The sequence below is a fragment of the Nitratireductor kimnyeongensis genome, from assembly GCF_019891395.1.
Lineage (GTDB): Bacteria > Pseudomonadota > Alphaproteobacteria > Rhizobiales > Rhizobiaceae > Nitratireductor > Nitratireductor kimnyeongensis.
Window position 1 is genome coordinate 3195111 of sequence record NZ_CP078143.1, and the last position, 21152, is coordinate 3216262.

Genomic DNA, 21152 nt, shown 5'->3' on the forward strand with positions numbered 1-21152 from the left:
CCATGAATCGAGCGCTGCCCGGTGCATGCTGCGCGCATCACGCGATGACGAAGGGGTTGAGTGCGCTATCTCACCCTGCCCGCATAGAGATACTCAAGCATCTTTCGGGCTATGATGCATGCTGCTGCAAGGATGTGGTGAAGCATCTTCATCTGGCCCAATCGACGGTTTCACAGCACTTGAAAGTGCTTGTGGATGCGGGGCTCGTGCAGGTGCGTCCAGAGCGTCAGAGTTCGCGCTATGAGGTCGATACAGAAGCGCTCCAGAGCCTCACCGAAGCTTTGGCCCGCCTGACGCTAACCTGCATCAACGCCAAGAAAAGCAGAAATTCAAACCACGAGGCCGAAGCGCATGAGCAGTAAGACCGTATCCGCCGAGGGCTCGACCTTCGAGACCCTGCGCAACCTCTGGCCCTATATGTGGCCTTCCCACCGGTCGGATTTGAAACGTCGCGTGGTGGTCGCAGCCTTTTTCCTGGTTCTCGCCAAAGTCATTCTGGTTTTTGTGCCCTATTTCTACAAATGGGCCACCAATGCGCTCTCTGGGGAAGGGGGGGCTCCCGGTTTCCTGCCTACCGTGCTGGCTGGCCCGATCATGCTGGTCGTGGCCTACAATGTCGTGCGTATCGTTCAACTTGGATTCAACCAACTGCGTGATGCACTTTTTGCCAGTGTAGGGCAGCATGCAGTACGGCAACTCGCCCACCGTACCTTCGTCCACATGCACCAACTGTCTCTGCGCTTCCATCTGGAGCGGCGCACGGGCGGACTTTCGCGCATCATCGAGCGTGGCACCAAGGGTATCGACACGATCGTTCGATTTACGATCCTGAATTCGATCCCCACAGTTCTCGAGTTCGTTCTCGCCGCGGGGATTTTCGCCTTTGCCTATGGCTGGATTTATGTAGCGATCGTCGCTGTGACGGTTTGGCTTTACACGTGGTTCACGATCCGGGCGAGTGATTGGCGCATCGGTATCCGCCGGCAAATGAATGATTCCGATACTGATGCAAACACGAAAGCCATCGATTCCCTGCTTAATTTCGAAACGGTCAAATACTTCAACAATGAAGCGATGGAGGCCCGACGTTTCGATCGATCGATGGCGCGGTACGAGGATGCGGCAACCCGCACATGGACGTCTCTGGGTTGGCTCAATTTCGGTCAGGGCGTCATTCTTGGACTGGGCATGACCGCCGCCATGGGACTGTCAGCCTATGAAGTGATGCGCGGCACGCAGACGGTTGGCGATTTCGTTTTCATCAACGCCATGCTGATGCAGCTTTCCATACCGTTGAATTTCATCGGCTTTGTCTACCGCGAAATCCGGCAGGGCCTGACCGACATCGAACAGATGTTCGACCTGCTCGATGTTCGAGCCGAGGTCACCGACCAGCCCGATGCCAAGACGCTTACCGTTGAGAAAGGTGACGTCCGCTTCGAGAATGTCCGCTTTTCCTACGATCCTGAGCGTCCGATCCTCAAAGGCATCAGCTTCGAAATCCCGGCTGGAAAGACTGTTGCCGTGGTAGGTCCTTCCGGTGCAGGAAAATCCACCATCTCACGCCTTCTGTTCCGCTTCTACGATGCCCAAAGCGGCGAGGTTTCGATTGACGGACAGAACGTCAAGGACGTGACGCAGGAGAGCCTGCGTGCAGCTATCGGCATGGTGCCGCAGGATACGGTGCTTTTCAACGATACCATCGCCTACAATATCCGTTACGGCAGGCCTGACGCCACCGACGAAGAGGTGCGCAAGGCGGCTGAACTGGCTCAGATCGGCCCCTTTATCGAGAGTCTGCCGGAAGGATATGACACAATGGTCGGTGAGCGCGGGTTAAAGCTTTCTGGCGGTGAGAAGCAGCGTGTGGCCATTGCACGCACGATCCTGAAGGCGCCGCCCATTCTCTTGCTGGACGAAGCCACTTCGGCCCTGGATACGCACACCGAACAGGAAATACAGGCGGCGCTCGACACGGTTAGCCGCGGGCGAACCACATTGGTGATCGCGCACCGGCTTTCTACGGTGATTAACGCAGATGAGATCATCGTGTTGCGTGGTGGAGAGATTGCTGAGCGAGGGCGCCATGGGGATCTCCTTGAGGTTGGCGGCCTGTATGCGGAAATGTGGAACAGGCAGCGGGAGGCCACGGAGGCCGAAGAGCGGCTGCGCAAGGCGCGTGAGACGGATGAACTGGGCATAGTGGTGCGCCGCCAACCGGCTTATTGACGGGCGCCCGGGCTTCGTCGTGTCAACCTGCGAGAGTACACAGGTGTTGGAAATGGCCCGGCAGTCCGGTTGATGCGTTGCGGGAAAACCTCGTTTCCGTTACCAAGACGGCACATTCATTCGATTTGAAAGCGGCCACCGATGAGCCTGATTGACACGATCCGCAACACGCTAGTGCCGATCCACCGCGAGGGATACCCATTCATTGCGGCTTTTGCCGGCGCTACGATTGTGCTGGGTTTGATCTGGGGACCGTTGTTCTGGATCGGTTTGATCCTTACAGCCTGGTGCATCTATTTCTACCGCGACCCCGAGCGCATCACCCCGGTCAACGACAGTCTGGTGATTGCACCCGCAGATGGCGTGGTGTCCTTCGTAGGCCCCGCCGTCCCACCTGCGGAACTTGGCATGGGCGACGGGGAAATGACCCGTATTTCCGTTTTCATGAATGTCTTTTCCTGTCACATCAATCGTGCGCCGGTACGCGGCCGGATTTCGCTGATCGAGCATCGTCCGGGCCGGTTCCTCAATGCCGAGCTGGACAAGGCGAGCACTGAGAACGAGCGCAACGGCCTTGTGATCGAAAGCCCTCACGGTCCTGTTCCCGTAGTGCAGATTGCTGGGTTGGTCGCGAGACGTATTGTTTGTTGGGCAGAAGCACCTGGACAGATCGCCGTCGGCGAACGCTTCGGCCTGATTCGATTCGGATCACGTGTCGACGTTTACCTTCCGCAAGGTGCGGTCCCCAGCGTCGCGGTCGGGCAGACGGCAGTCGGTGGAGAAACCGTCATCGCGGCTTTCGGAAGCGATCTGAAACAACCGATTGTCAGGGTCTCCTGATGGCCGGGCCCTTTCCACCATTCGAGCCGCATGGCGGGGGCGGGCCGAAGCTGACTGAGATTCCGTTGCGCATGCTTGTGCCGAACCTCATCACGGTTCTGGCCATTTGCGCCGGTCTTTCCGGGATTCGGCTTGCCTTCGAGCATCGCGTCGAAACGGCAGTGGTTATGGTTCTGATAGCTGCTTTTCTGGACGCTGTGGACGGGCGTGTGGCGCGCATGCTCAAGGCGTCATCCAAATTCGGCGCACAAATGGATTCACTGGCCGACATCGTGAATTTCGGCGTTGCTCCGGCACTTGTCCTTTATGCCTATGTTTTGGACAGGGCAGGAGCGCTTGGCTGGATTGCAGCACTCCTGTTCGCTATCGCCTGTTGCCTGCGGCTCGCACGATTCAATGTCATGCTGGAAGATCCGGATCGTCCCGCCTGGCACACGGATTACTTCGTCGGCGTTCCGGCCCCCGCCGGAGCCGCACTTGTGCTCTTACCGGTTTATCTGGGCTTTCTCGGCATCGCGTCGGATACGACCATGGCCTTTGCCGCTTCGGCTTATACAGTTCTGATCGGTTTCTTGTTGGTCAGTCGCTTGCCGGTCTATTCGGGAAAGAGTTCAGGAAGTCGCATTCCGCGCGAATATGTTCTTCCTTTGATTTTGGGATTGGCGCTTTACGTGCTGCTTCTCACCAGCTTCACCTGGATGACGCTGACGGTCTCAGCGCTCGGTTATCTGGTGTTTCTCGTTTTTAGCATGCGGGCCTATGCCCGGCGCTCGGAACTGGAAGACAAAAAGGGGGCAGAAGAAGCCGGCAAAGAGCATATCTAATCCTGTAGATCAGACCTCGTTCTTCCGATTCGAAGCGTCGCGCACCTCGATCATCCGGCTGAACAGGGCTTCTGAAGCGCGCATGTCTTCCCGGCCGGAGCGTACAATCAAGGCTTCAATTGTCATCGGAGGCAGTGTGTGTACGTGGCGCGCCGGCACGAACCCGCGCCGCTCCATATAGACGGGCACCACATGCGCTTCGGCCTTGAGTGCAATGCGCGCGACGGCACGAAACAGGCGAAAAGTCTTCGTGTCCGGCTCCGTCTCGTCAGGCATGTAGACGGCAAGCCGACCGTTGCCCTTGAGGCGGCGCACAAGCCTGCGGCTAACGAACACATGATGAGCGTTGAAGGCAATCGTGCGTGCGAGCGCGCGCCAGGGCTCGAGAAAGAGCGACTTTGCCGACGCCTCATCCAGGATGTGCAGCGTGTCATCGGGCAGCAACGCAAGCATCGTTGCCGGATCAAGACTGGACTGATGCCACACCGCATAGATGACCGGCGTTTCGGCCTTTCGCGCAAGATCGACCTCACGGTCGCTGATGCGGAACAGAAGCTTCAAGGGCGCATGCAAGGCCGCTTGGTGAAAACTGACACCGCGACGATACTGAACAATGCCTGCCATGGCGGCCCACACCGCCAGGACAAGCAGCACGAATTCGGTGATCAGTATCATGCCGCGTCTCCCAATTGCCGGTCCTACACCTATGGCTTAGCCCGGCATCGTTCTCAATATTCGGTCAGTTGCGTCTGAAACGCAGACCCTTCCACAGCCCCTCGGCGCGCCTCTTCGTCCGCTGCCGCGTGGAAAGGTAACGAATGCGTTCCGCAGGTCAATCGTGAAGTCTGGTTTGAAGTTGCGCCCGTCGCTGTCTCACTCAGGCATCTGATATCGGGTGAACCGGTTCTTCTTCACGTCGAAAATCAGTCCCGTTTCCATCAATTCAGGGCTGGCTAGTGACAGGATTTTGGCCGCGACTTCGGACGGATGCGGCAAGGTCTCGGGATCTTCGCCGGGCATGGCCTGCGCGCGCATGGCGGTGCGGGTGGCTCCCGGATTCACCGAGTTGACCCGCAGGGGCATGTTTTTCGTCTCGTCGGCCCAGGATCGCGCCAACGCCTCCGCTGCCGCCTTGGAGGCCGCATAGGGACCCCAGAATGCACGTGCAGAGTGGGCAGCGCCCGAAGACATGATGATCGCGCGTCCCGCGTCAGAGGCGCGCAGCAGGGGATCGACGGTCCGAATGAGGCGCCAAGTGCCCGTCACGTTAATGTTCATGACCTTTTCGAAGACTTTCGCCTCCACATGGCCGAGCGGTGCGATCACACCGAGGATGCCGGCATTGGCGACCAAGATATCCAATTTCCCCCAACGCTCGTGAATGGCACCGCCAATTCGGTCGATACCCGCCATGTCTGTCAGATCGAGCGGTACAAGCGTGGCTTCGCCGCCCGCAGCCTTGATTTCATCATCGAGTTCTTCAAGACCGCCGACAGTGCGCGCCACTGCAACGACATGCGCGCCGCAGGCTGCAAGTTCTTTCGCCAGGAAATAGCCGATGCCGCGGGATGCGCCGGTGACGAGAGCCAGCCGGCCTTTCAAGTCTGGTTTGGTGTCTGTCATTGACCGCCTGCTGCGAGAAGGGAAAGCGTGCGCACATTGTCGGTGCTGTCGTGATCGGTCAACCGTGTCGGATAATCCTTGGTGAAGCAGGCATCGCAATATTGCGGCTGCTCGGCATTGCGCGCTGCCTCGCCCACGGCGCGATAAAGTCCGTCAATCGTCAGGAAGGACAGCGAATCGACCCGGATGAACTCAGCCATTTCCTCGATGGACATGCGTGAGGCGAGAAGCTTCGCGGCCTCCGGCGTGTCCACGCCGTAGAAACAGGGCGAGCGAGTTGGGGGAGAGGCAATACGCATATGCACTTCCGCTGCGCCGGCATCACGCACCATCTGAACGATTTTCTGACTTGTCGTGCCACGCACAATGGAATCGTCCACCAGAACGACGCGCTTTCCCTCGATGCAGCGTCGGTTCGCATTGTGTTTCAGCTTGACGCCCATATGACGGATCGAATCCGTCGGCTGGATAAAAGTGCGCCCAACATAGTGATTTCGAATAATGCCGAGTTCGAAGGGGAGGCCGGCCGCCTGAGCATAGCCAATTGCAGCGGGCGTACCAGAATCCGGCACCGGAACCACAATGTCGGCCTCGACCGGCATTTCCCTAGCCAGTTCCGCACCGATCTCCTTGCGCACCTCGTAGACGTTGCGTCCCTCCACAATGGAGTCGGGCCGCGCGAAATAGACATACTCGAAGATACAGAAGCGCGGGTTCTCCTTGAGTTCAAAGGGGAAAAAGCTTTCGATCCCCTTTTCGGTCACGACCACCATTTCGCCGGGCTTCAGATCGCGGACAAAACGCGCGCCGATGATGTCGAGTGCGCAGGTCTCCGAGGCCAGGATATAGGCACCATCCAGATCGCCGAGCACCAGTGGGCGGATCCCCAGCGGATCGCGGCAGCCGATCATCTTCTTCGATGTAAGCGCGACAATCGAGAAGGCGCCTTCAATCTGACGAAGCGCTTCGATGAAGCGGGTATTGGTGTCCCGTTCCTTGCTGGTGGCGACCAAGTGCAGCACTGTTTCAGTATCGGAAGTGGACGAGAAGATCGCGCCTTCCTTCTGCAGCTTGCGCTGAACGGTCATGGCATTGGTGATGTTGCCATTGTGGGCGATTGCAAGACCGCCATCCGACAATTCGGCAAAGAAGGGCTGAACGTTGCGCAGACCAGAGCCGCCGGTGGTTGCATAGCGCGTATGACCGATGGCGCGGCTTCCGTTCAGACGGTCAAGGACTGATTGTTTGGTGAATGTGTCGCCGATCAGGCCGATATGACGCTCTACATGGAACTGGGTGCCATCAAAGGAGACAATGCCGGCAGCTTCCTGTCCGCGGTGCTGGAGGGCATGCAGCCCAAGCGTTACAATGGCTGCAGCGTCACTACGCCCAAAAATTCCGAAGACGCCGCATTCATCATGAAAATGGTCGTCCGCTTCGCCTACGAGAGGCAAATTGTCTTCCAGTGCCATTTCTGGCCGCCCTTTCATTGTGACACAGACGGCCCGTGACCGTCAGTTTGCGGTTTCGCCCTCGCCAGATGCCCCATCGGTGAGGCGGTCGAAAACCGAATTGTCCGGATCATCCGGAAGCATTCCCTGGATCCATTGGCCCACGCCGTCCAGCAGTGGGCGCGATTTGGCTTCCGCTACCCAGCTGGGCGGGTTCGCACCCATCAGCCAGTTGAGAAACAGTAGGGCAACAGCCACCACCAGAATACCGCGTGCGGCACCGTAGAGGAAGCCGAGCGTGCGGTCGAGCGCACCGATGCGCGAATCGATGATGAAATCCGCGATCTTCATCGTGATGATCGTCACCACGATCAGTGCAATGAGAAACACCACCGCTGCTGCAACCGCAAGGGCCAACATATCGTTGCTGATATAGGGTGTGACATAGGGCAGAACCAGCGAATGAAAATAATAGGCCGCCACGGCGGCTGCCGCCCATGATGCGATCGACAACACTTCGCGTGAAAAACCACGCACCATGGCCAACATGGCCGAAACGAGCGTGAAGCCGACAAGAATTCCGTCAAGCAACGTGATTGGCATTGTCACCCCTACTCCTTTGGCAGATAGGATGCCCCCGCAAGGTCATTGTCTTCGTCTTTCGGGCCACTGTGCCGCCAATCGATCTGTTCAAACCGCCCCGCCAGGCCGCCCCAACTACTCCGCCTTGGAACCCGCAATGCGAGCTACAAGTTCGGCCAGCGCTTCGGGGCGTGCGGACCGCGATGCTATCGCTCCCGATCCGTCTTCACTCCCAGGCGGCATCACCGCTTGTGCAAAACCGAGCTTCTCGGCTTCCTTGAGACGGCTCGCTGCGTGTGCAACAGGTCTGACAGCGCCCGAAAGGCTGATTTCGCCGAAATAGACGCAATCGGCGGGCAGAGCAAGCCCGGTCAGCGAGGATACCAATGCCGCCGCTACGGCCAGATCGGCTGCCGGCTCTGAAATCCGGTAGCCTCCGGCCACATTCAGATACACATCATGGGTTGCAAAACGCACCCCGCAATGCGCCTCCAGAACGGCCAAGACCATGGAAAGTCTGGCAGAATCCCAGCCAACCACCGCACGGCGCGGCGTGCCGAGCGGTGAAGGCGCGACCAGTGCCTGGATTTCCACAAGAACCGGTCTTGTCCCTTCCATGCCAGCAAATACGGCGGCGCCTGGCGCCGCGGCACTGCGTTCACCGAGAAACAGCTCCGAGGGGTTGGAAACTTCGCGCAGACCCTTATCGCCCATCTCAAAGACGCCAATTTCATCCGTCGGGCCAAAACGGTTCTTCACCGTACGCAGGATGCGATAGTGATGTCCGCCTTCACCTTCGAAATAAAGGACGCCGTCCACCATGTGTTCCACGACACGGGGACCGGCTATCTGACCTTCCTTAGTGACGTGCCCCACCAGAACCACGGCGGCGCCGGTGGATTTCGCGTAGCGGATCATCGCCTGGGCCGAGGCGCGCACCTGGGTGACAGTGCCGGGCGCGGAGTCTGCCATGTCAGTCCAAAGGGTCTGGATAGAATCGAGAATGACAAGATCGGGCCGCTTGCCGTCCTCAATGGTAGCGAGGATGTCCTCCACATTTGTCTCGGCTGCCAGTTCCACAGGCTGCTGCGCCACATCAAGGCGCTGTGCACGCAGACGGATCTGCGCAACCGCCTCCTCACCCGACACATAGACAATGCGGTGGCCGCGTGCAGCAAGGGCTGCAGCGGCCTGTGTGAGGAGCGTTGATTTTCCAATGCCGGGATCACCGCCCACGAGCAGCGCCGAACCACGCACAAAGCCGCCACCGGTGACCCGATCGAGTTCGCCGATACCCGTGGTGATTCGTGGTGCATCCTCTATGTCGCCGGAAAGTGTGGTCAACGCCACTGCACGCCCTTTGCGCGCTTTAGGCGATGCTGCCTGCGGCCCTGATCCGATGCCGCTTGAGGTGCCTTCCTCTACGAGCGTGTTCCAGGCGCCGCAACCGTCACATTTGCCAGCCCAGCGTGCATGCACGGTACCACAGTTCTGGCAGATGAACTGAACGCGTGCGCGGGCCATTAGATGTGATCTCCGCTGCGCACATAGTGGCGCTCGAAACGATGCCCCAAAGAGGTCAGAAGCTCGTAGGATATCGTGCCGCAGGCCGAAGCGAGTTCGTCCATCGGCAGATTGGAACCCATGAGTTCGATGAAATCGCCCACCTGCAAAGTGTCGAGCCCAAGATCCGTGACGTCAAACAGCGTAAGATCCATGGTGACACGGCCGAGAACGGGCACGCGTCGGCCTTCAATATAGCCGTGCGATCCGACCGGCTGAGCGGTGCGCAACGGCACACCGGCACCGGACCCGGAACGATGATACCCGTCTGCATAACCGACGGCGGTTACGGCAATGAGCGTGTCCCGCCCAACTGGTGTCGCGCCATAGCTGACCGTGGCGCCCGCCGGCACGTGGCGCAATTGCGCAATACGCGCATGCACACTTGCCACAGATTGCATCGGATTGACGGTGCCGTTCATCGGGTTGCTGCCATAAAGTGCCACGCCAGGCCGTGTCACATCGCAAAGAAACTCGCCGCCCAAAAATATCCCTGCGGAGTTTGCCAAACTTGATTCAGCATCTGGAAAAAGCGCGCCAAGTGCCTGGAATGATTCGAGTTGTTGTCGGTTCATCGGATGGTCGGGCGTGTCGGCACAGGCCAGGTGACTGATGATAAGTCGTGGTGTTAGTGCCCCAGTCAGCGCGTTTTCCTGTGCGACAATTTTGGCGCGTTCCGGCGTGAGCCCGAGCCTGTTCATCCCGGTTTCGACATGCAGGGCACAGGGGCGCGGTGCGTCTTCATCGTCCCAACCATGCGCTTCCCAGATCGACAGGTCCGATTGGGAATTCAAGACCGGTAGAAGACGCCCCTCACGATAGAAGGCCGCTGCCTCAGGGCTAAACAGACCATTGAAGACATAAATGTCGGCTTCCGGAGCCGAAGCGCGAACGGCAAGTCCTTCCTCGGGGAGGGCAACAAAGAACTTTCTGCACCCTTCGGCGACCAAAGCTTCGACCACTGGACCTGTTCCAAGCCCATAGGCATCCGCCTTTACAACGGCGCCCGCCTCCGCCGGTGTCGACTGTTCCGCGAGGAACCTGTAATTCGCCGCCAGAGCGTCGAGGTCGACCGTAAGCCGCCCTCCGGCCACACGGGGGTCGACGCCGTGCAGTTGCGGATCGGTGTGGGTCATATCGCGATTACTCAAAACGCTCGGGCATACGGTCCTCTTCGGCAAGGTCCGAGAAGCGGGTGAACTCGCCCTGGAAGGCAAGCTGCACGGTGCCTGTCGGGCCGTGACGCTGCTTGGCGATGATCACCTCTGCCTTGCCACGAACTTCGTTCATCTCGGCTTCCCACTGAAGATACTCCTCGGTGCCGGGCTTTGGCTCCTTGTTCTTCAGATAGTACTCATCACGATAAACGAAAAGCACGACGTCCGCGTCCTGCTCAATGGAACCCGATTCGCGGAGGTCGGCGAGCTGTGGGCGCTTGTCATCCCGGGACTCCACCTGGCGCGAGAGCTGCGACAAAGCTATTATCGGCACCGAAAGTTCTTTGGCGAGAGCCTTTAGCCCGGTGGTGATTTCGGTGATTTCCTGTACGCGATTTTGCGCAGACTTCGCAGAAGAACCTTGCATGAGCTGCACATAGTCGATGATGATCACATCGAGGCCACGTTGGCGCTTGAGACGCCTTGCACGGGCTGCGAGCTGGGCAATGGATATGCCGCCGGTCTGATCGATAAAAAGCGGAATCTTCTGCATGGTCTGGGCACAGGCCACCAGCTTCTCAAAATCACTTTCCGTGATCTCACCGCGGCGAATCTTGGAGGAGGGGATTTCGGTCTGCTCGGAAATGATACGGGTGGCCAGCTGTTCGGAAGACATTTCCAGGGAGAAGAAGCCGACGACGCCGCCATTGGCTGCGGCAAAAGATCCATCTGCCTGCTGCGCCGGTTCATAGGACGCTGCGATGTTGAAGGCGATGTTGGTCACCAGTGAGGTCTTGCCCATGGCGGGGCGACCGGCAAGGATAATCAAGTCCGAAGGTTGGAGCCCACCCATGCGGCCGTCGAGGTCGCGCAGTCCCGTCGAGATACCCGACAGATGTCCATCGCGCATGAAGGCGGCGTTCGCCATGTCGACGGCGATCTTCGTCGCGTCTCCAAAACTCTCGAACCCGCCATCATAGCGCCCGGTCTCCGCAAGTTCGAAAAGACGCCGCTCTGCATCTTCGATCTGCTTGTTCGGTGCCATGTCCACCGGCGCGTCATAGGCGATGTTGACCATGTCCTCGCCAACGGTGATCAGCGCGCGGCGAATCGCAAGGTCATAAATTGCGCGTCCATAGTCGGCGGCATTGATGATCGTGACGGCTTCTGCCGCCAAACGCGCAAGGTATTGCGCAACGGTCAGTTCCCCAACCTTTTCCTCGGCAGGTAGAAAGGTCTTGATCGTGACGGGGTTTGCGGTCTTGCCCATGCGGATGAGTTCGCCTGCAACCTCGAATATCTTGCGGTGCAGGGGCTCATAGAAATGGATTGGCTTCAGGAAATCGGACACGCGGTAAAGCGCGTCATTGTTCACCAGAATGGCGCCAAGCAGCGCCTGCTCGGCTTCGATATTGTTCGGTGCTTCCCGATATAGCTGGGTTTCCGCCGTCTCAAGCTTGCGGACTGCCGCCTCTGCCATCATTTTTGTTCCGGTATGATTTTGCCTAATGCGCCAGAACAAACGAAAGACATGAACGTCCCGGCACCCCCAGCTACTTTCGTACCTTCTCTTTGGTCAAGGTGAAAGCGCGGAGATCGCATGTGACCGCGATTCACAGTCGTATGCCGCAGCTGTGGGCAACTATCATGATTAGCTTGACCGTGGTTGCCAGGCCCCAGCAAATGAACCGCCTTGCGGCTCGATATCGGCCTATTCCGCAGCCTGCCTGAACCTGCCCGGTTTCTTGCCGGCCGGATCCGCGAGCAGTTTCTCTGTTTCGCCGATATAGGTCCGGGTCACAGGCAGAGTTTCGCGCTTCTTGGTAAGCTGAACCTGGAAGACCACCATTTCCTGCCAGCGGAACGATGCCTCCGAGCCTGCGAGATAAAACTCCCACATCCGAGCGAAACGCTCATCATAAATCGCGACCGCCTTGGCCCGATTCTTCTGGAACCGTGCCTGCCAGTGCTTCAGGGTTTCTGCATAGTGAAGGCGTAGGATCTCGATGTCCGTCACGATCAATCCCGACCGTTCGATGGCCGGCATCATCTCCGAGAGTGCCGGAATGTACCCGCCGGGGAAAATGTGCTTGCGAATGAACGCGTTTGTCGCTGCCGGTGGCGCTGAGCGGCCGATCGTGTGCAATAGCATTACGCCATCGTCCGCGAGAAGACGGGCACTCTGGTCGAAGAAGGTTCGATAGTGGTTGATGCCCACATGTTCGAACATACCCACCGACACAATGCGGTCGAACGGGCCCTTTAAAGAGCGGTAGTCGACGATCTCGAAACGGGCTTTCCCGGTGAGTTTTTGATCACGCGCACGTAGATTGGCGACGCGGTGCTGTTCCTCTGAAAGCGTCACACCCAGCACATTGGCGTCGAACTGACGCGCAATATCGAGGCCGAGGCCACCCCAGCCACAGCCAATGTCTAAAACTTTCTGTCCTGCATTCAGGGCGAGTTTCGCCATGATATGCTGCTTCTTGGCCCTTTGCGCTTCTTCGAGAGAGACGTCCGGCGTTTCGAAATAGGCGCAGGAATACTGCATGTCTTCGTCGAGGAAGAGGCGGTATAGCTCTTCCGAGAGATCGTAATGCCGGTGAACATTGCGCTTTGAGCGTGCAGTGGTGTTCCATTGCTGTAGGCGCCGGAAGGGATGACGCAGTGCCTCTCCCAGTCTGAGAAGGAAAAGCGGGGTGTCAGCTTCTTCCATATTCTCATAGATGATCTGGAGGAACGCGAGAATATCGCCTTCCTTGATATCGATTTCGCCGTCCATGTAGCGTTCGGGCACCGCCAAAGTCGGGTCGATGGCGATGGCGCGTTCGGCCGCCTTGGAGTGAATGACGACGTGAACGGGCTCGCCGTTACCATCCCCGAAAATATGCACTTTCCCTCCCGCATCGGTGACGGAAAGCTTTCCTTTGCGGACAAGGCGAGAAAGGATTCTTTCAAGCAACCAGTTCATCGCATAACCCCCAAAACTCCCGGGAGGCCGCAAGTATGAAACAATTTCGATACGCTTGAAAAGGGGCCAAGAAGGCGTCAGGGCATAGCCCATCGCTTACTCTTGCCGCTTCTTGCCATTCAGACCATAAAAAATCGTGGAACTGGTGCTTTTCTCCCTAAGGCCTCTAAAAGATGCAAGCCACGATCAAGACAACTGATCCAGACAATGCCAGACAATAGAAAAGCCGGGCGCGAGGCGCCCGGCTTTCAGTTTCGACAAAAAGCGAAAGCTATGCGTTTTCGTCGGTCTCCTCGGCGGCCGTCTCGTCGCCGGCAGCCTCGTCATCTTCATACTCGGCTTCCGGATCGAAGAATTCGTCGGGACGCGCGCTATCATTGATGTCGTCGCCGTAGATGGCCTCAGCAGAATCCAGCGTCTCACCGCGCGCCTGGCGCTCGGCCTCGTCGCTCGAACGCGCGATGTTGAGTGTCACGGTGACCTCAACTTCAGGATGAAGCGCAATGGCCACATTCATCAGGCCGATGGTCTTGATCGGCTGGTTGAGCTCGACCTGGTTGCGACCGATTTTGAAGCCTTCTTCAGACAGAATCTCGACGATGTCGCGCGTTGCAACAGAACCGTAGAGCTGGCCGGTCTCGGCAGCCGAACGAACGACGACGAAAGACTTGCCGTCGAGCTTTTCAGCGACGCCTTCGGCTTCCTTCTTCTGTTCCAGGTTACGTGCTTCGAGTTCGACGCGCTGGCTCTCGAATTTCTTTCGGTTGGCTTCATTCGCGCGCAGAGCCTTGCCTTTGGGCAGGAGGAAGTTGCGTGCGTAGCCATCTTTGACCTTCACCACGTCGCCCATCTGGCCGAGCTTGGCGATACGCTCAAGGAGAATAACGTCCATCGTTTCTGTCCTTTGTCTTCGGCGCCTTGCGCCGGAATCTCTTCGAGGCAGGTCAGAAACGGGAATGCCGGTGCGCGGCATTTAAGTCGCTGTCCTGCCCAGTGCGGCAGTTAGGGGGATTTGCCCCAACTCGGGATTTGAAAAACCTCAACCGCGCCCGCCGCGGGGAGGGGCCGGGCGGATAGCCGCCCGAGCCGAAGTAACTTACTTCACCACGTAGGGAAGAAGGCCCAGGAAGCGGGCGCGCTTGATGGCCTTGGCCAGCTCACGCTGCTTCTTCTGGCTCACCGCCGTAATGCGGGAGGGAACGATCTTGCCACGCTCAGAAATGTAGCGCTGCAGGAGCTTCACGTCCTTATAATCGATCTTCGGTGCGTTGGCGCCGGAGAACGGGCAGGTCTTGCGACGACGGTGGAACGGGCGCCGCGTCGGGATCTGGTTGATATCGACCATTATTCGGAGCCTTCCTTGTTGCTATCGCGGTCATGGTCGCGGCGCGGGCCACGATCGTCACGGCGCGGGCCGCGTGGGCCACGGTCGTCACGGCGCGGGCCACGGTCATCGCGGCGCTGCATCATTGCGGAAGGGCCTTCCTCATGCGCGTCGACGCGAACCGTCATGAAACGCAGGATATCTTCAGAAAGGCCCATCTGGCGCTCGACTTCCTTGACGGCTTCGGCCGGGGCGTCGATGTCCATGAGCGTGAAGTATGCCTTGCGGTTCTTTTTGATCCGGTAGGCGAGGGACTTCTGTCCCCAGTTTTCGACCCGGCCAACGGAGCCGCCACCAGCTTCGATCACACCCTTGTATTGTTCAACAAGAGCATCGATCTGCTGCTGCGAGAGATCCTGCCGGGCAAGGAACACGTGTTCGTAAAGTGCCATTGTCTTGCCTTTCTTCGTTTCCATCCACCGGCCAGCGGCTAAGCCTCTGCGACTAGTCTTGTCCCCGAGGGGCCGAAGAAAAGCGCGTTGGACGGTCGAGAGCGGAGACACGGGAGGCGGAAGAACCTGTCTTCACAGCGCACGCTTCACGAATTCGATAAGCGAACGGCCCTCCGTTCAGCCCCCAGCTGAGACCGGCAGATCGCGCGCTTATACAGAGTTCTCTCGCAGAAGCAAGGCCAGGTCATGTCTTGAGCTTGTACCCTGTCTTGAAAATCGACCAGATGGCGCTGAGGCAGAGGACAAGGAAGAAGCAAATCATGGCAATGCTCACGCCGATCCCCACGTCCGAAGTCTCGTAGAAGCTCCAGCGGAAACCGCTGATAAGGTAGAGCACGGGATTGGCAAGCGTCACCTTTTGCCAAAACTCTGGCAACATTTCGATGGAGTAGAACGAGCCTCCAAGAAAGACGAGTGGCGTGACCACCAGCAACGGAATCAACTGGAGCTTCTCAAAATTGTCGGCCCAGATGCCGATGATGAAGCCGAAGAGACTGAAAGTTATCGCCGTCATCACCAGGAAGAACAGCATCCAGAATGGGTGCTTGATCTCAATGGGCACAAAAAGATGCGCCGTTGCCAGTATAATCAGACCAAGGATCAGCGACTTGGTTGCAGCTGCCCCTACATAGCCAATCACGATCTCTAGAAATGAGATAGGTGCCGACAACACCTCGTAAATCGTGCCGATGAACTTGGGAAAGTAGATGCCGAACGACGCGTTGGAGATGGAGTTCTGGAGCAGTGTCAGCATCATAAGGCCGGGCACGATGAAGGCACCATACTGGACGCCATCGATCGCCTCGATGCGCGAACCGATGGCTGCACCGAAAACGATGAAATAAAGCGATGTCGACAGAACGGGCGAAATCACGCTTTGCAGGAGCGTGCGCTTCATGCGCGCCATTTCGAAGAGGTAGATGGCTTTGACGGACTGAAAATTCACGGGGCTTCCTCCTCGACGAGGCTCACAAAGATATCCTCGAGCGAGCGCTGCTCGGTATCGAGGTCTTTTACGGTTATTCCGGCAGAGGACAAGGCCGAGAGGAGCGTGGCTATACCGGTGCGCTGCGCGGCCGTGTCATATTGATAGGTGAGGCGGGTGCCAGCCATATCCAGGGCCAGTTCATAGTCGGACAGGGCTTCGGGAATCTGGTCGATCGGCTGTTGCAGGTCCAGAGTGAGTTGCTTCTGGCCAAGCTTACGCATCAGTTCGACCTTATCTTCGACCAAAAGCAGTTCACCCTTGCGAATGACGCCAACCCTGTCGGCAATTTCCTCGGCCTCCTCGATGTAGTGCGTGGTGAGAATGATAGTGACGCCTGTGTCACGCAGCCGGTTGACCAGACGCCACATATCCTTGCGCAATTCCACATCAACGCCGGCGGTGGGCTCATCCAGAAACAGGATGCGTGGTTCATGCGCCAGGGCCTTGGCAATCATCACGCGCCGTTTCATACCCCCTGAAAGAGCCATGATCCTTTCGTCTTTCTTTTCGAAAAGGGAGAGGTCGCGAAGTATTTGTTCGATCAGGGCCGGTGCGGGCTTTTTGCCAAAGAGGCCACGGCTGTAGGTAACCGTGTCCCAGACGGTCTCGAAGGACTCCACGTGAAGTTCCTGAGGAACAAGGCCGATGAGCTGGCGTGCTTGCCGGAAATCGGCCACGATGTCGTGTCCCTCCACAGTAACCGTACCGGTCGACGGCTTCACCAGGCCGCAAATGATCGATATCAACGTGGTCTTGCCGGCACCGTTGGGGCCGAGTAAGGCGAGAATCTCGCCGCGCCTTATCTCGAGGTCGACCGATTTCAGAGCGGTCAATCCAGTGTCGTAGGTCTTGGAAAGGTCTTTGATTGAAAGTGCGGTCGTCATCGAAAACATCCGTCATGTCGGGGCAGTGGCAGGCCGCGAACATATAGGCAATGTGCAGTCCGCTTGCCAGCGCGCTCACGAGCTCGCTGACATTTCCTGACATGAACAGACGGTTTCTTTTCCCGTGCCCGGATCAGTTGTTTTCCGGGTCAGTCTCCGCTGCAAAGGCGAGTTGTCCGCAGCGCACCATCGCGAAAAGCGTTGGAATGCCAACAATCACGGAAAGAATGACTTCGCCAACGGTCTGAAGGTGAAGCAATCCGGAGATTCCCCATATCCCCGCAGCGGAGGCGGTTGCCACTTCCGTTGAAATGAAGAGCGTCACAGAGACAAAGCCCAGCGTCTGGGCGAGCGTGAGCCGGCGGCGAGGCGCAATTTCCTGCAGCTGTGGCTCATTTGGTTCGAGAGTCATGTTTAAAATACCCGTGCACGCCACCGGAAATGGGGCGGAAGAGCGATACATCTCTCCTCAATTGTGGAATTTTCATGTCAAGGACATCGCACTCTGAAAAAGCCCAAAAAGCTTGACGTGCCGATCGTGTTGCGTCACCAGAGGCGCCCGATAACGATCAATACCGGAGATTTGGCGATGGGCACAGCTTTCACCTTTCCAGGTCAGGGAAGCCAGGCTGTCGGCATGGGGCGCGATCTTGCTGACGCGTTTCCCGAGGCGCGGGACGTTTTCCAGGAAGTCGATGACGCGCTGGAACAGAATCTGTCCAGAATCATGTGGGACGGTCCCGAGGATGAACTGACGCTCACTGCCAATGCGCAACCTGCACTCATGGCTGTTTCCATCGCCACGATGCGGGTCATGGAAAAGGGGGGGCTCTCGCTCAAGGGCAAAGTGTCTTACGTTGCCGGCCATTCGCTTGGCGAATATTCCGCATTGTGTGCTGCAGGAACTTTTTCTCTGGCTGATACCGCCCGCCTTTTGCGCATTCGCGGCAATGCCATGCAGGCTGCAGTGCCTGTAGGGCAAGGAGCGATGGCGGCTATCATCGGTCTCGAGGCTGCAGATGTCGACGCTGTTTGTGCGATTGTTGGCAAAGAGGGTGTTTGCCAGATCGCCAATGACAATGGTGGCGGCCAGCTTGTGATATCCGGAGCCAAAGGCGCCGTCGAAGAAGCCGCGAAGCTTGCCTCAGAAAAGGGCGCCAAGCGCGCGATCATGCTTCCGGTATCGGCACCATTCCATTCCGCCCTTATGCAGCCGGCAGCCGACGCGATGCGCGATGCCCTCGCCGATGTCAGAAAGCACGCTCCGGCTGTTCCGGTAGTGGCCAATGTCACCGTGACCCCTGTCACTGATCCTGAAGAGATCGCCGAAAGGTTGGTCGAGCAAGTCACGGGTCGGGTGCGGTGGCGCGAAACCATCGGCTGGTTTGGTGATAACGGTGTGGACACACTATACGAGATCGGTTCGGGCAAGGTGCTGTCAGGTCTTGCCCGCCGCATCAATCGCGATCTCGTAGCGGTTCCGGTCAACACGCCGGCAGAGATAGAAACGGCTATGGCGGCGCTCCTCTGAGCCCGCATGGCCGATAACAAGACATTCAGGTGATTGGGAAGGAAATGGCCATGTTTGATCTGAGCGGCCGCAAGGCACTGGTAACAGGAGCGTCGGGCGGTATCGGCCAAGCGATCGCGCGAGCCCTTCATGCTCAGGGCGCGATCGTCGGTCTGCACGGCACGCGGGTTGAGAAGCTGGAAACCCTGGCTTCCGATCTCGGCGACCGCGTGAAACTGCTTCCCGCCAACCTTTCAGACCGTAGCGAAGTCAAGCAGTTGGCCGAAAAGGCGGAATCGGAACTTGAGGGTGTCGACATTCTTGTGAACAATGCCGGCATCACCCGCGACGGCCTATTCGTGCGCATGAGCGATGATGATTGGGACCAGGTTCTGGAGATCAACCTCGGTTCTGTTTTCAGGCTTACACGTGAATTGACACATCCGATGATGCGCCGTCGATTCGGCCGGATCGTCAACATCACCTCTGTCGTCGGTGTAACCGGCAATCCCGGCCAGGCGAATTACTGTGCTTCCAAGGCGGGTCTGATCGGCTTTTCGAAGTCGCTTGCTCAGGAAATCGCAAGCCGGTCGATCACCGTGAACTGCGTTGCGCCAGGATTTATCGAATCGGCCATGACCGACAAACTCAGCGAAAAGCAGCGGGACGCGATCATGGGGGCCATTCCCATGAGGCGTATGGGCAGTGGCGATGAAATCGCGTCCGCCGTCACCTATCTTGCCTCCAATGAAGCTTCTTACGTCACAGGCCAGACCGTCCACGTCAATGGCGGCATGGCAATGATCTGAACGTGGGAGAGTGAGGAATAACGCTTGGCGCGCGCGTTAAAATCGTGATAAGCGCCCGCTCGAAGCCGTTCCGCACACCGCATGCACAATGTGCATCGTCAACGGAGCATAACAGACTGGGCGTCGAGCGTATCGGCGCTTTAGTCGTCATTTCGCTTGATTAGCGGCATTCGTGCGGCTAACGAAGATCGGAAATTCAGAAAGTCGAGGGTTCTCTCATGAGCGATACTGCAGAACGCGTTAAGAAAATCGTTGTCGAACATCTGGGCGTCGAAGGCGACAAGGTGACCGAAGGCGCAAGCTTCATTGATGATCTTGGTGCAGACAGCCTCGACACGGTCGAGCTGGTCATGGCCTTTGAAGAAGAGTTCGGCGTTGAAATTCCGGATGACGCTGCCGAGACGATTCTCACCGTTGGCGACGCGGTGAAATACATCGACAAGGCGACCACCTGAGGCCGTCCGGCGTTTTCATTACGAAACGTAGTCAAGGCGGATAATCAGCATATGAGACGCGTCGTCGTCACCGGTATGGGGCTTCTTTCACCCTTCGGCCTCGGTGTTGAACATGGGTGGAAGAGCCTGCTTTCGGGCAAGAGTGCGGCCAGCCGTATCGATCGTTTTGAGGTCGATGATCTGGCCTGCAAAATCGCCAATTCGATCCCTCGCGAAGGCGAAGGGGCTTTCGACCCTGATGGTTTTCTGGAGCCGCGTGAGCAACGCAAGATCGGTGAATTTATCACCTACGGCATTGCTGCAGCTGATCAGGCGCTGGAGGATTCAGGCTGGAAGCCGGAAACCGAGGACGAAAAATATGCCACCGGTGTGCTTATTGGCTCGGGGATCGGTGGCATTGAGGGTATTGCTGAGAACGCCTTGACGCTTGCTGAGCGCGGCCCGCGCCGCATCAGCCCCTTCTTCATTCCTGGCAACATCATCAATCTGGTCTCCGGCCAGGTATCGATCCGCCATGGGCTGAAAGGGCCGAACCATGCGGTGGTGACCGCGTGTTCAACCGGTGCGCACGCCATTGGCGATGCCGCTCGGCTTATCATGCTGGGGGATGCCGACGTCATGCTCGCAGGCGGTGCGGAAGCGCCGATCACACGCCTGTCCATTGCCGGCTTTTCTGCATGCAAAGCACTTTCCACCAGCTTCAACGACACGCCAGAAAAGGCTTCTCGTCCCTATGATCGCGATCGTGACGGTTTTGTCATGGGCGAGGGTGCCGGCGTGGTTGTTCTGGAAGAGTTGGAGCACGCAAAGGCACGCGGTGCCAGGGTCTATGCGGAAGTGGTTGGCTATGGCCTGACGGGCGACGCTTACCACATCACGGCTCCGGCCGAGGATGGTGACGGCGCCTATCGCTGCATGAAGGCTGCGTTGAAGCGCGCAGGTCTTTCCGCCGCCGATGTGGATTACATCAACGCTCATGGTACATCCACCATGGCGGACACGATTGAACTCGGTGCCGTGGAGCGGCTCCTCGGGGATGCTGCGAGCAAGGTGTCGATGTCCTCCACCAAATCCTCGATCGGGCATCTTCTGGGTGCAGCCGGCGCGGCGGAGGCCATTTTCTCGGTTTTGGCCATTCGCGATAATATCGCCCCGCCGACCATCAATCTCGACAATCCACAGGTGGAAACACCCATAGACTTGGTGCCCAATCAGCCGCGCGAGCGACAGGTTGACGTGGCATTGTCCAACTCTTTTGGCTTTGGTGGCACCAATGCGTCTCTCGTATTCAAACGGTATGACGCCTGAGGCTTTGCAATAACAGGCTTGCAGTTTTGCCATTTTCGCAATTCAGTCTGGCAGTCACGAATCGAAACAGTGGTCACCAGGCTCTGGAAGAGCGGTCTTCTGAAGCCAGCGTGATCGCTCAG

At 58.0% G+C, this 21152-nt stretch carries 22 protein-coding genes; 8 read left to right on the top strand and 14 right to left on the bottom strand.

Translation table 11 applies throughout. The features are described from left to right. Window positions 1-2 precede the first annotated feature (2 nt). The 4 genes from KW403_RS15160 (at window position 3) to pssA (ending at window position 3893) form a co-directional block, all read left to right on the top strand. Window positions 3-362: an ArsR/SmtB family transcription factor gene (locus KW403_RS15160; protein WP_246637808.1), complete on the top strand. Its 360-nt coding sequence runs from the start codon at window positions 3-5 to the stop codon at window positions 360-362. Beyond that, window positions 352-2229 (top strand): ABCB family ABC transporter ATP-binding protein/permease, encoded by a 1878-nt coding sequence (locus tag KW403_RS15165; RefSeq protein ID WP_223020278.1) that lies wholly within the window; start codon window positions 352-354, stop codon window positions 2227-2229. The genes KW403_RS15160 and KW403_RS15165 overlap by 11 nt, the downstream gene beginning before the upstream one ends. 141 nt (window positions 2230-2370) lie before the next feature. Further along, complete coding sequence (locus KW403_RS15170) at window positions 2371-3069, top strand: phosphatidylserine decarboxylase (RefSeq protein WP_223020279.1); 699 nt, start codon at window positions 2371-2373, stop codon at window positions 3067-3069. Beyond that, on the top strand, window positions 3069-3893 hold the full coding sequence (gene pssA / locus KW403_RS15175; protein ID WP_223020280.1) for a CDP-diacylglycerol--serine O-phosphatidyltransferase: 825 nt from the start codon (window positions 3069-3071) through the stop codon (window positions 3891-3893). The genes KW403_RS15170 and pssA overlap by 1 nt, the downstream gene beginning before the upstream one ends. A gap of 9 nt (window positions 3894-3902) precedes the next feature. On the opposite strand, the gene KW403_RS15180 is transcribed toward pssA, so the two are convergent. The 14 genes from KW403_RS15180 to KW403_RS15245 all read right to left on the bottom strand — a co-directional run bounded on the left by KW403_RS15180 (window position 3903) and on the right by KW403_RS15245 (window position 17360). Continuing rightward, window positions 3903-4568 (bottom strand): 1-acyl-sn-glycerol-3-phosphate acyltransferase, encoded by a 666-nt coding sequence (locus tag KW403_RS15180; RefSeq protein ID WP_223020281.1) that lies wholly within the window; start codon window positions 4566-4568, stop codon window positions 3903-3905. 198 nt (window positions 4569-4766) lie between these two features. Further along, window positions 4767-5516, bottom strand: a complete 750-nt coding sequence (locus KW403_RS15185; protein ID WP_223020282.1) for an SDR family NAD(P)-dependent oxidoreductase — start codon at window positions 5514-5516, stop codon at window positions 4767-4769. Further along, window positions 5513-6988, bottom strand: coding sequence for an amidophosphoribosyltransferase (gene purF / locus KW403_RS15190; RefSeq protein ID WP_223020283.1), 1476 nt, complete (start codon window positions 6986-6988; stop codon window positions 5513-5515). Before purF ends, KW403_RS15185 begins: the two co-directional genes overlap by 4 nt. A 42-nt stretch (window positions 6989-7030) precedes the next feature. Next, window positions 7031-7570 carry a CvpA family protein gene (locus KW403_RS15195; RefSeq protein WP_223020284.1) on the bottom strand — a complete coding sequence of 180 codons (540 nt, stop codon included), beginning with the start codon at window positions 7568-7570 and terminating at the stop codon, window positions 7031-7033. A gap of 114 nt (window positions 7571-7684) precedes the next feature. Further along, complete coding sequence (gene radA / locus KW403_RS15200) at window positions 7685-9073, bottom strand: DNA repair protein RadA (RefSeq protein ID WP_223020285.1); 1389 nt, start codon at window positions 9071-9073, stop codon at window positions 7685-7687. Next, window positions 9073-10248: an alanine racemase gene (alr, locus tag KW403_RS15205; RefSeq protein WP_223020286.1), complete on the bottom strand. Its 1176-nt coding sequence runs from the start codon at window positions 10246-10248 to the stop codon at window positions 9073-9075. The genes radA and alr overlap by 1 nt, the downstream gene beginning before the upstream one ends. 7 nt (window positions 10249-10255) lie before the next feature. Next, a complete protein-coding gene (locus tag KW403_RS15210; protein ID WP_223022595.1) occupies window positions 10256-11749 on the bottom strand; it encodes a replicative DNA helicase in 1494 nt (497 codons plus the stop codon). Between the two features lie 231 nt (window positions 11750-11980). Further along, window positions 11981-13240: a cyclopropane fatty acid synthase gene (locus KW403_RS15215; RefSeq protein ID WP_223020287.1), complete on the bottom strand. Its 1260-nt coding sequence runs from the start codon at window positions 13238-13240 to the stop codon at window positions 11981-11983. Window positions 13241-13511: 271 nt separating this feature from the next. After that, window positions 13512-14132, bottom strand: a complete 621-nt coding sequence (gene rplI, locus KW403_RS15220; protein ID WP_223020288.1) for a 50S ribosomal protein L9 — start codon at window positions 14130-14132, stop codon at window positions 13512-13514. Between the two features lie 204 nt (window positions 14133-14336). After that, window positions 14337-14585, bottom strand: a complete 249-nt coding sequence (rpsR, locus tag KW403_RS15225) for a 30S ribosomal protein S18 (protein WP_002963610.1) — start codon at window positions 14583-14585, stop codon at window positions 14337-14339. Then, a complete protein-coding gene (gene rpsF, locus KW403_RS15230; RefSeq protein WP_223020289.1) occupies window positions 14585-15016 on the bottom strand; it encodes a 30S ribosomal protein S6 in 432 nt (143 codons plus the stop codon). The genes rpsR and rpsF overlap by 1 nt, the downstream gene beginning before the upstream one ends. A 244-nt stretch (window positions 15017-15260) precedes the next feature. Then, on the bottom strand, window positions 15261-16022 hold the full coding sequence (locus tag KW403_RS15235) for an ABC transporter permease (protein WP_223020290.1): 762 nt from the start codon (window positions 16020-16022) through the stop codon (window positions 15261-15263). Then, window positions 16019-16948, bottom strand: coding sequence for an ABC transporter ATP-binding protein (locus tag KW403_RS15240; protein ID WP_223020291.1), 930 nt, complete (start codon window positions 16946-16948; stop codon window positions 16019-16021). Before KW403_RS15240 ends, KW403_RS15235 begins: the two co-directional genes overlap by 4 nt. Before the next feature lie 133 nt (window positions 16949-17081). Then, entirely contained in the window at window positions 17082-17360 is a 279-nt protein-coding gene (locus KW403_RS15245) for a hypothetical protein (protein WP_223020292.1), read from the bottom strand. Window positions 17361-17537: 177 nt separating this feature from the next. On the opposite strand from KW403_RS15245, the gene fabD reads away from it, so the two are divergent. From fabD to fabF, 4 genes are all read left to right on the top strand, one after another. Further along, entirely contained in the window at window positions 17538-18479 is a 942-nt protein-coding gene (gene fabD / locus KW403_RS15250) for an ACP S-malonyltransferase (RefSeq protein ID WP_223020293.1), read from the top strand. A gap of 50 nt (window positions 18480-18529) precedes the next feature. Continuing rightward, window positions 18530-19267 (top strand): 3-oxoacyl-[acyl-carrier-protein] reductase, encoded by a 738-nt coding sequence (fabG, locus tag KW403_RS15255; protein WP_223020294.1) that lies wholly within the window; start codon window positions 18530-18532, stop codon window positions 19265-19267. A 218-nt stretch (window positions 19268-19485) separates the two neighbouring features. Next, complete coding sequence (locus KW403_RS15260) at window positions 19486-19722, top strand: acyl carrier protein (RefSeq protein WP_223020295.1); 237 nt, start codon at window positions 19486-19488, stop codon at window positions 19720-19722. Between the two features lie 51 nt (window positions 19723-19773). After that, complete coding sequence (gene fabF / locus KW403_RS15265) at window positions 19774-21030, top strand: beta-ketoacyl-ACP synthase II (RefSeq protein WP_223020296.1); 1257 nt, start codon at window positions 19774-19776, stop codon at window positions 21028-21030. The last annotated feature ends 122 nt before the right edge of the window (window positions 21031-21152 follow it).

Bases quoted from the DNA above. Each gene is read 5' to 3' on its own strand.
- KW403_RS15185 (WP_223020282.1), bottom strand. From the start codon at position 5,516: ATGACAGACACCAAACCAGACTTGAAAGGCCGGCTGGCTCTCGTCACC.
- rpsF (WP_223020289.1), bottom strand. From the start codon at position 15,016: ATGGCACTTTACGAACACGTGTTCCTTGCCCGGCAGGATCTCTCGCAG.
- KW403_RS15245 (WP_223020292.1), bottom strand. From the start codon at position 17,360: ATGACTCTCGAACCAAATGAGCCACAGCTGCAGGAAATTGCGCCTCGC.
- radA (WP_223020285.1), bottom strand. From the start codon at position 9,073: ATGGCCCGCGCACGCGTTCAGTTCATCTGCCAGAACTGTGGTACCGTG.
- purF (WP_223020283.1), bottom strand. From the start codon at position 6,988: ATGGCACTGGAAGACAATTTGCCTCTCGTAGGCGAAGCGGACGACCAT.
- KW403_RS15195 (WP_223020284.1), bottom strand. From the start codon at position 7,570: ATGCCAATCACGTTGCTTGACGGAATTCTTGTCGGCTTCACGCTCGTT.
- fabD (WP_223020293.1), top strand. From the start codon at position 17,538: ATGGGCACAGCTTTCACCTTTCCAGGTCAGGGAAGCCAGGCTGTCGGC.
- KW403_RS15210 (WP_223022595.1), bottom strand. From the start codon at position 11,749: ATGGCAGAGGCGGCAGTCCGCAAGCTTGAGACGGCGGAAACCCAGCTA.
- KW403_RS15215 (WP_223020287.1), bottom strand. From the start codon at position 13,240: ATGAACTGGTTGCTTGAAAGAATCCTTTCTCGCCTTGTCCGCAAAGGA.
- rplI (WP_223020288.1), bottom strand. From the start codon at position 14,132: ATGGACGTTATTCTCCTTGAGCGTATCGCCAAGCTCGGCCAGATGGGC.
- KW403_RS15160 (WP_246637808.1), top strand. From the start codon at position 3: ATGAATCGAGCGCTGCCCGGTGCATGCTGCGCGCATCACGCGATGACG.
- KW403_RS15170 (WP_223020279.1), top strand. From the start codon at position 2,371: ATGAGCCTGATTGACACGATCCGCAACACGCTAGTGCCGATCCACCGC.
- fabG (WP_223020294.1), top strand. From the start codon at position 18,530: ATGTTTGATCTGAGCGGCCGCAAGGCACTGGTAACAGGAGCGTCGGGC.
- KW403_RS15240 (WP_223020291.1), bottom strand. From the start codon at position 16,948: ATGACGACCGCACTTTCAATCAAAGACCTTTCCAAGACCTACGACACT.
- KW403_RS15260 (WP_223020295.1), top strand. From the start codon at position 19,486: ATGAGCGATACTGCAGAACGCGTTAAGAAAATCGTTGTCGAACATCTG.
- KW403_RS15180 (WP_223020281.1), bottom strand. From the start codon at position 4,568: ATGATACTGATCACCGAATTCGTGCTGCTTGTCCTGGCGGTGTGGGCC.
- pssA (WP_223020280.1), top strand. From the start codon at position 3,069: ATGGCCGGGCCCTTTCCACCATTCGAGCCGCATGGCGGGGGCGGGCCG.
- fabF (WP_223020296.1), top strand. From the start codon at position 19,774: ATGAGACGCGTCGTCGTCACCGGTATGGGGCTTCTTTCACCCTTCGGC.
- rpsR (WP_002963610.1), bottom strand. From the start codon at position 14,585: ATGGTCGATATCAACCAGATCCCGACGCGGCGCCCGTTCCACCGTCGT.
- KW403_RS15165 (WP_223020278.1), top strand. From the start codon at position 352: ATGAGCAGTAAGACCGTATCCGCCGAGGGCTCGACCTTCGAGACCCTG.
- alr (WP_223020286.1), bottom strand. From the start codon at position 10,248: ATGACCCACACCGATCCGCAACTGCACGGCGTCGACCCCCGTGTGGCC.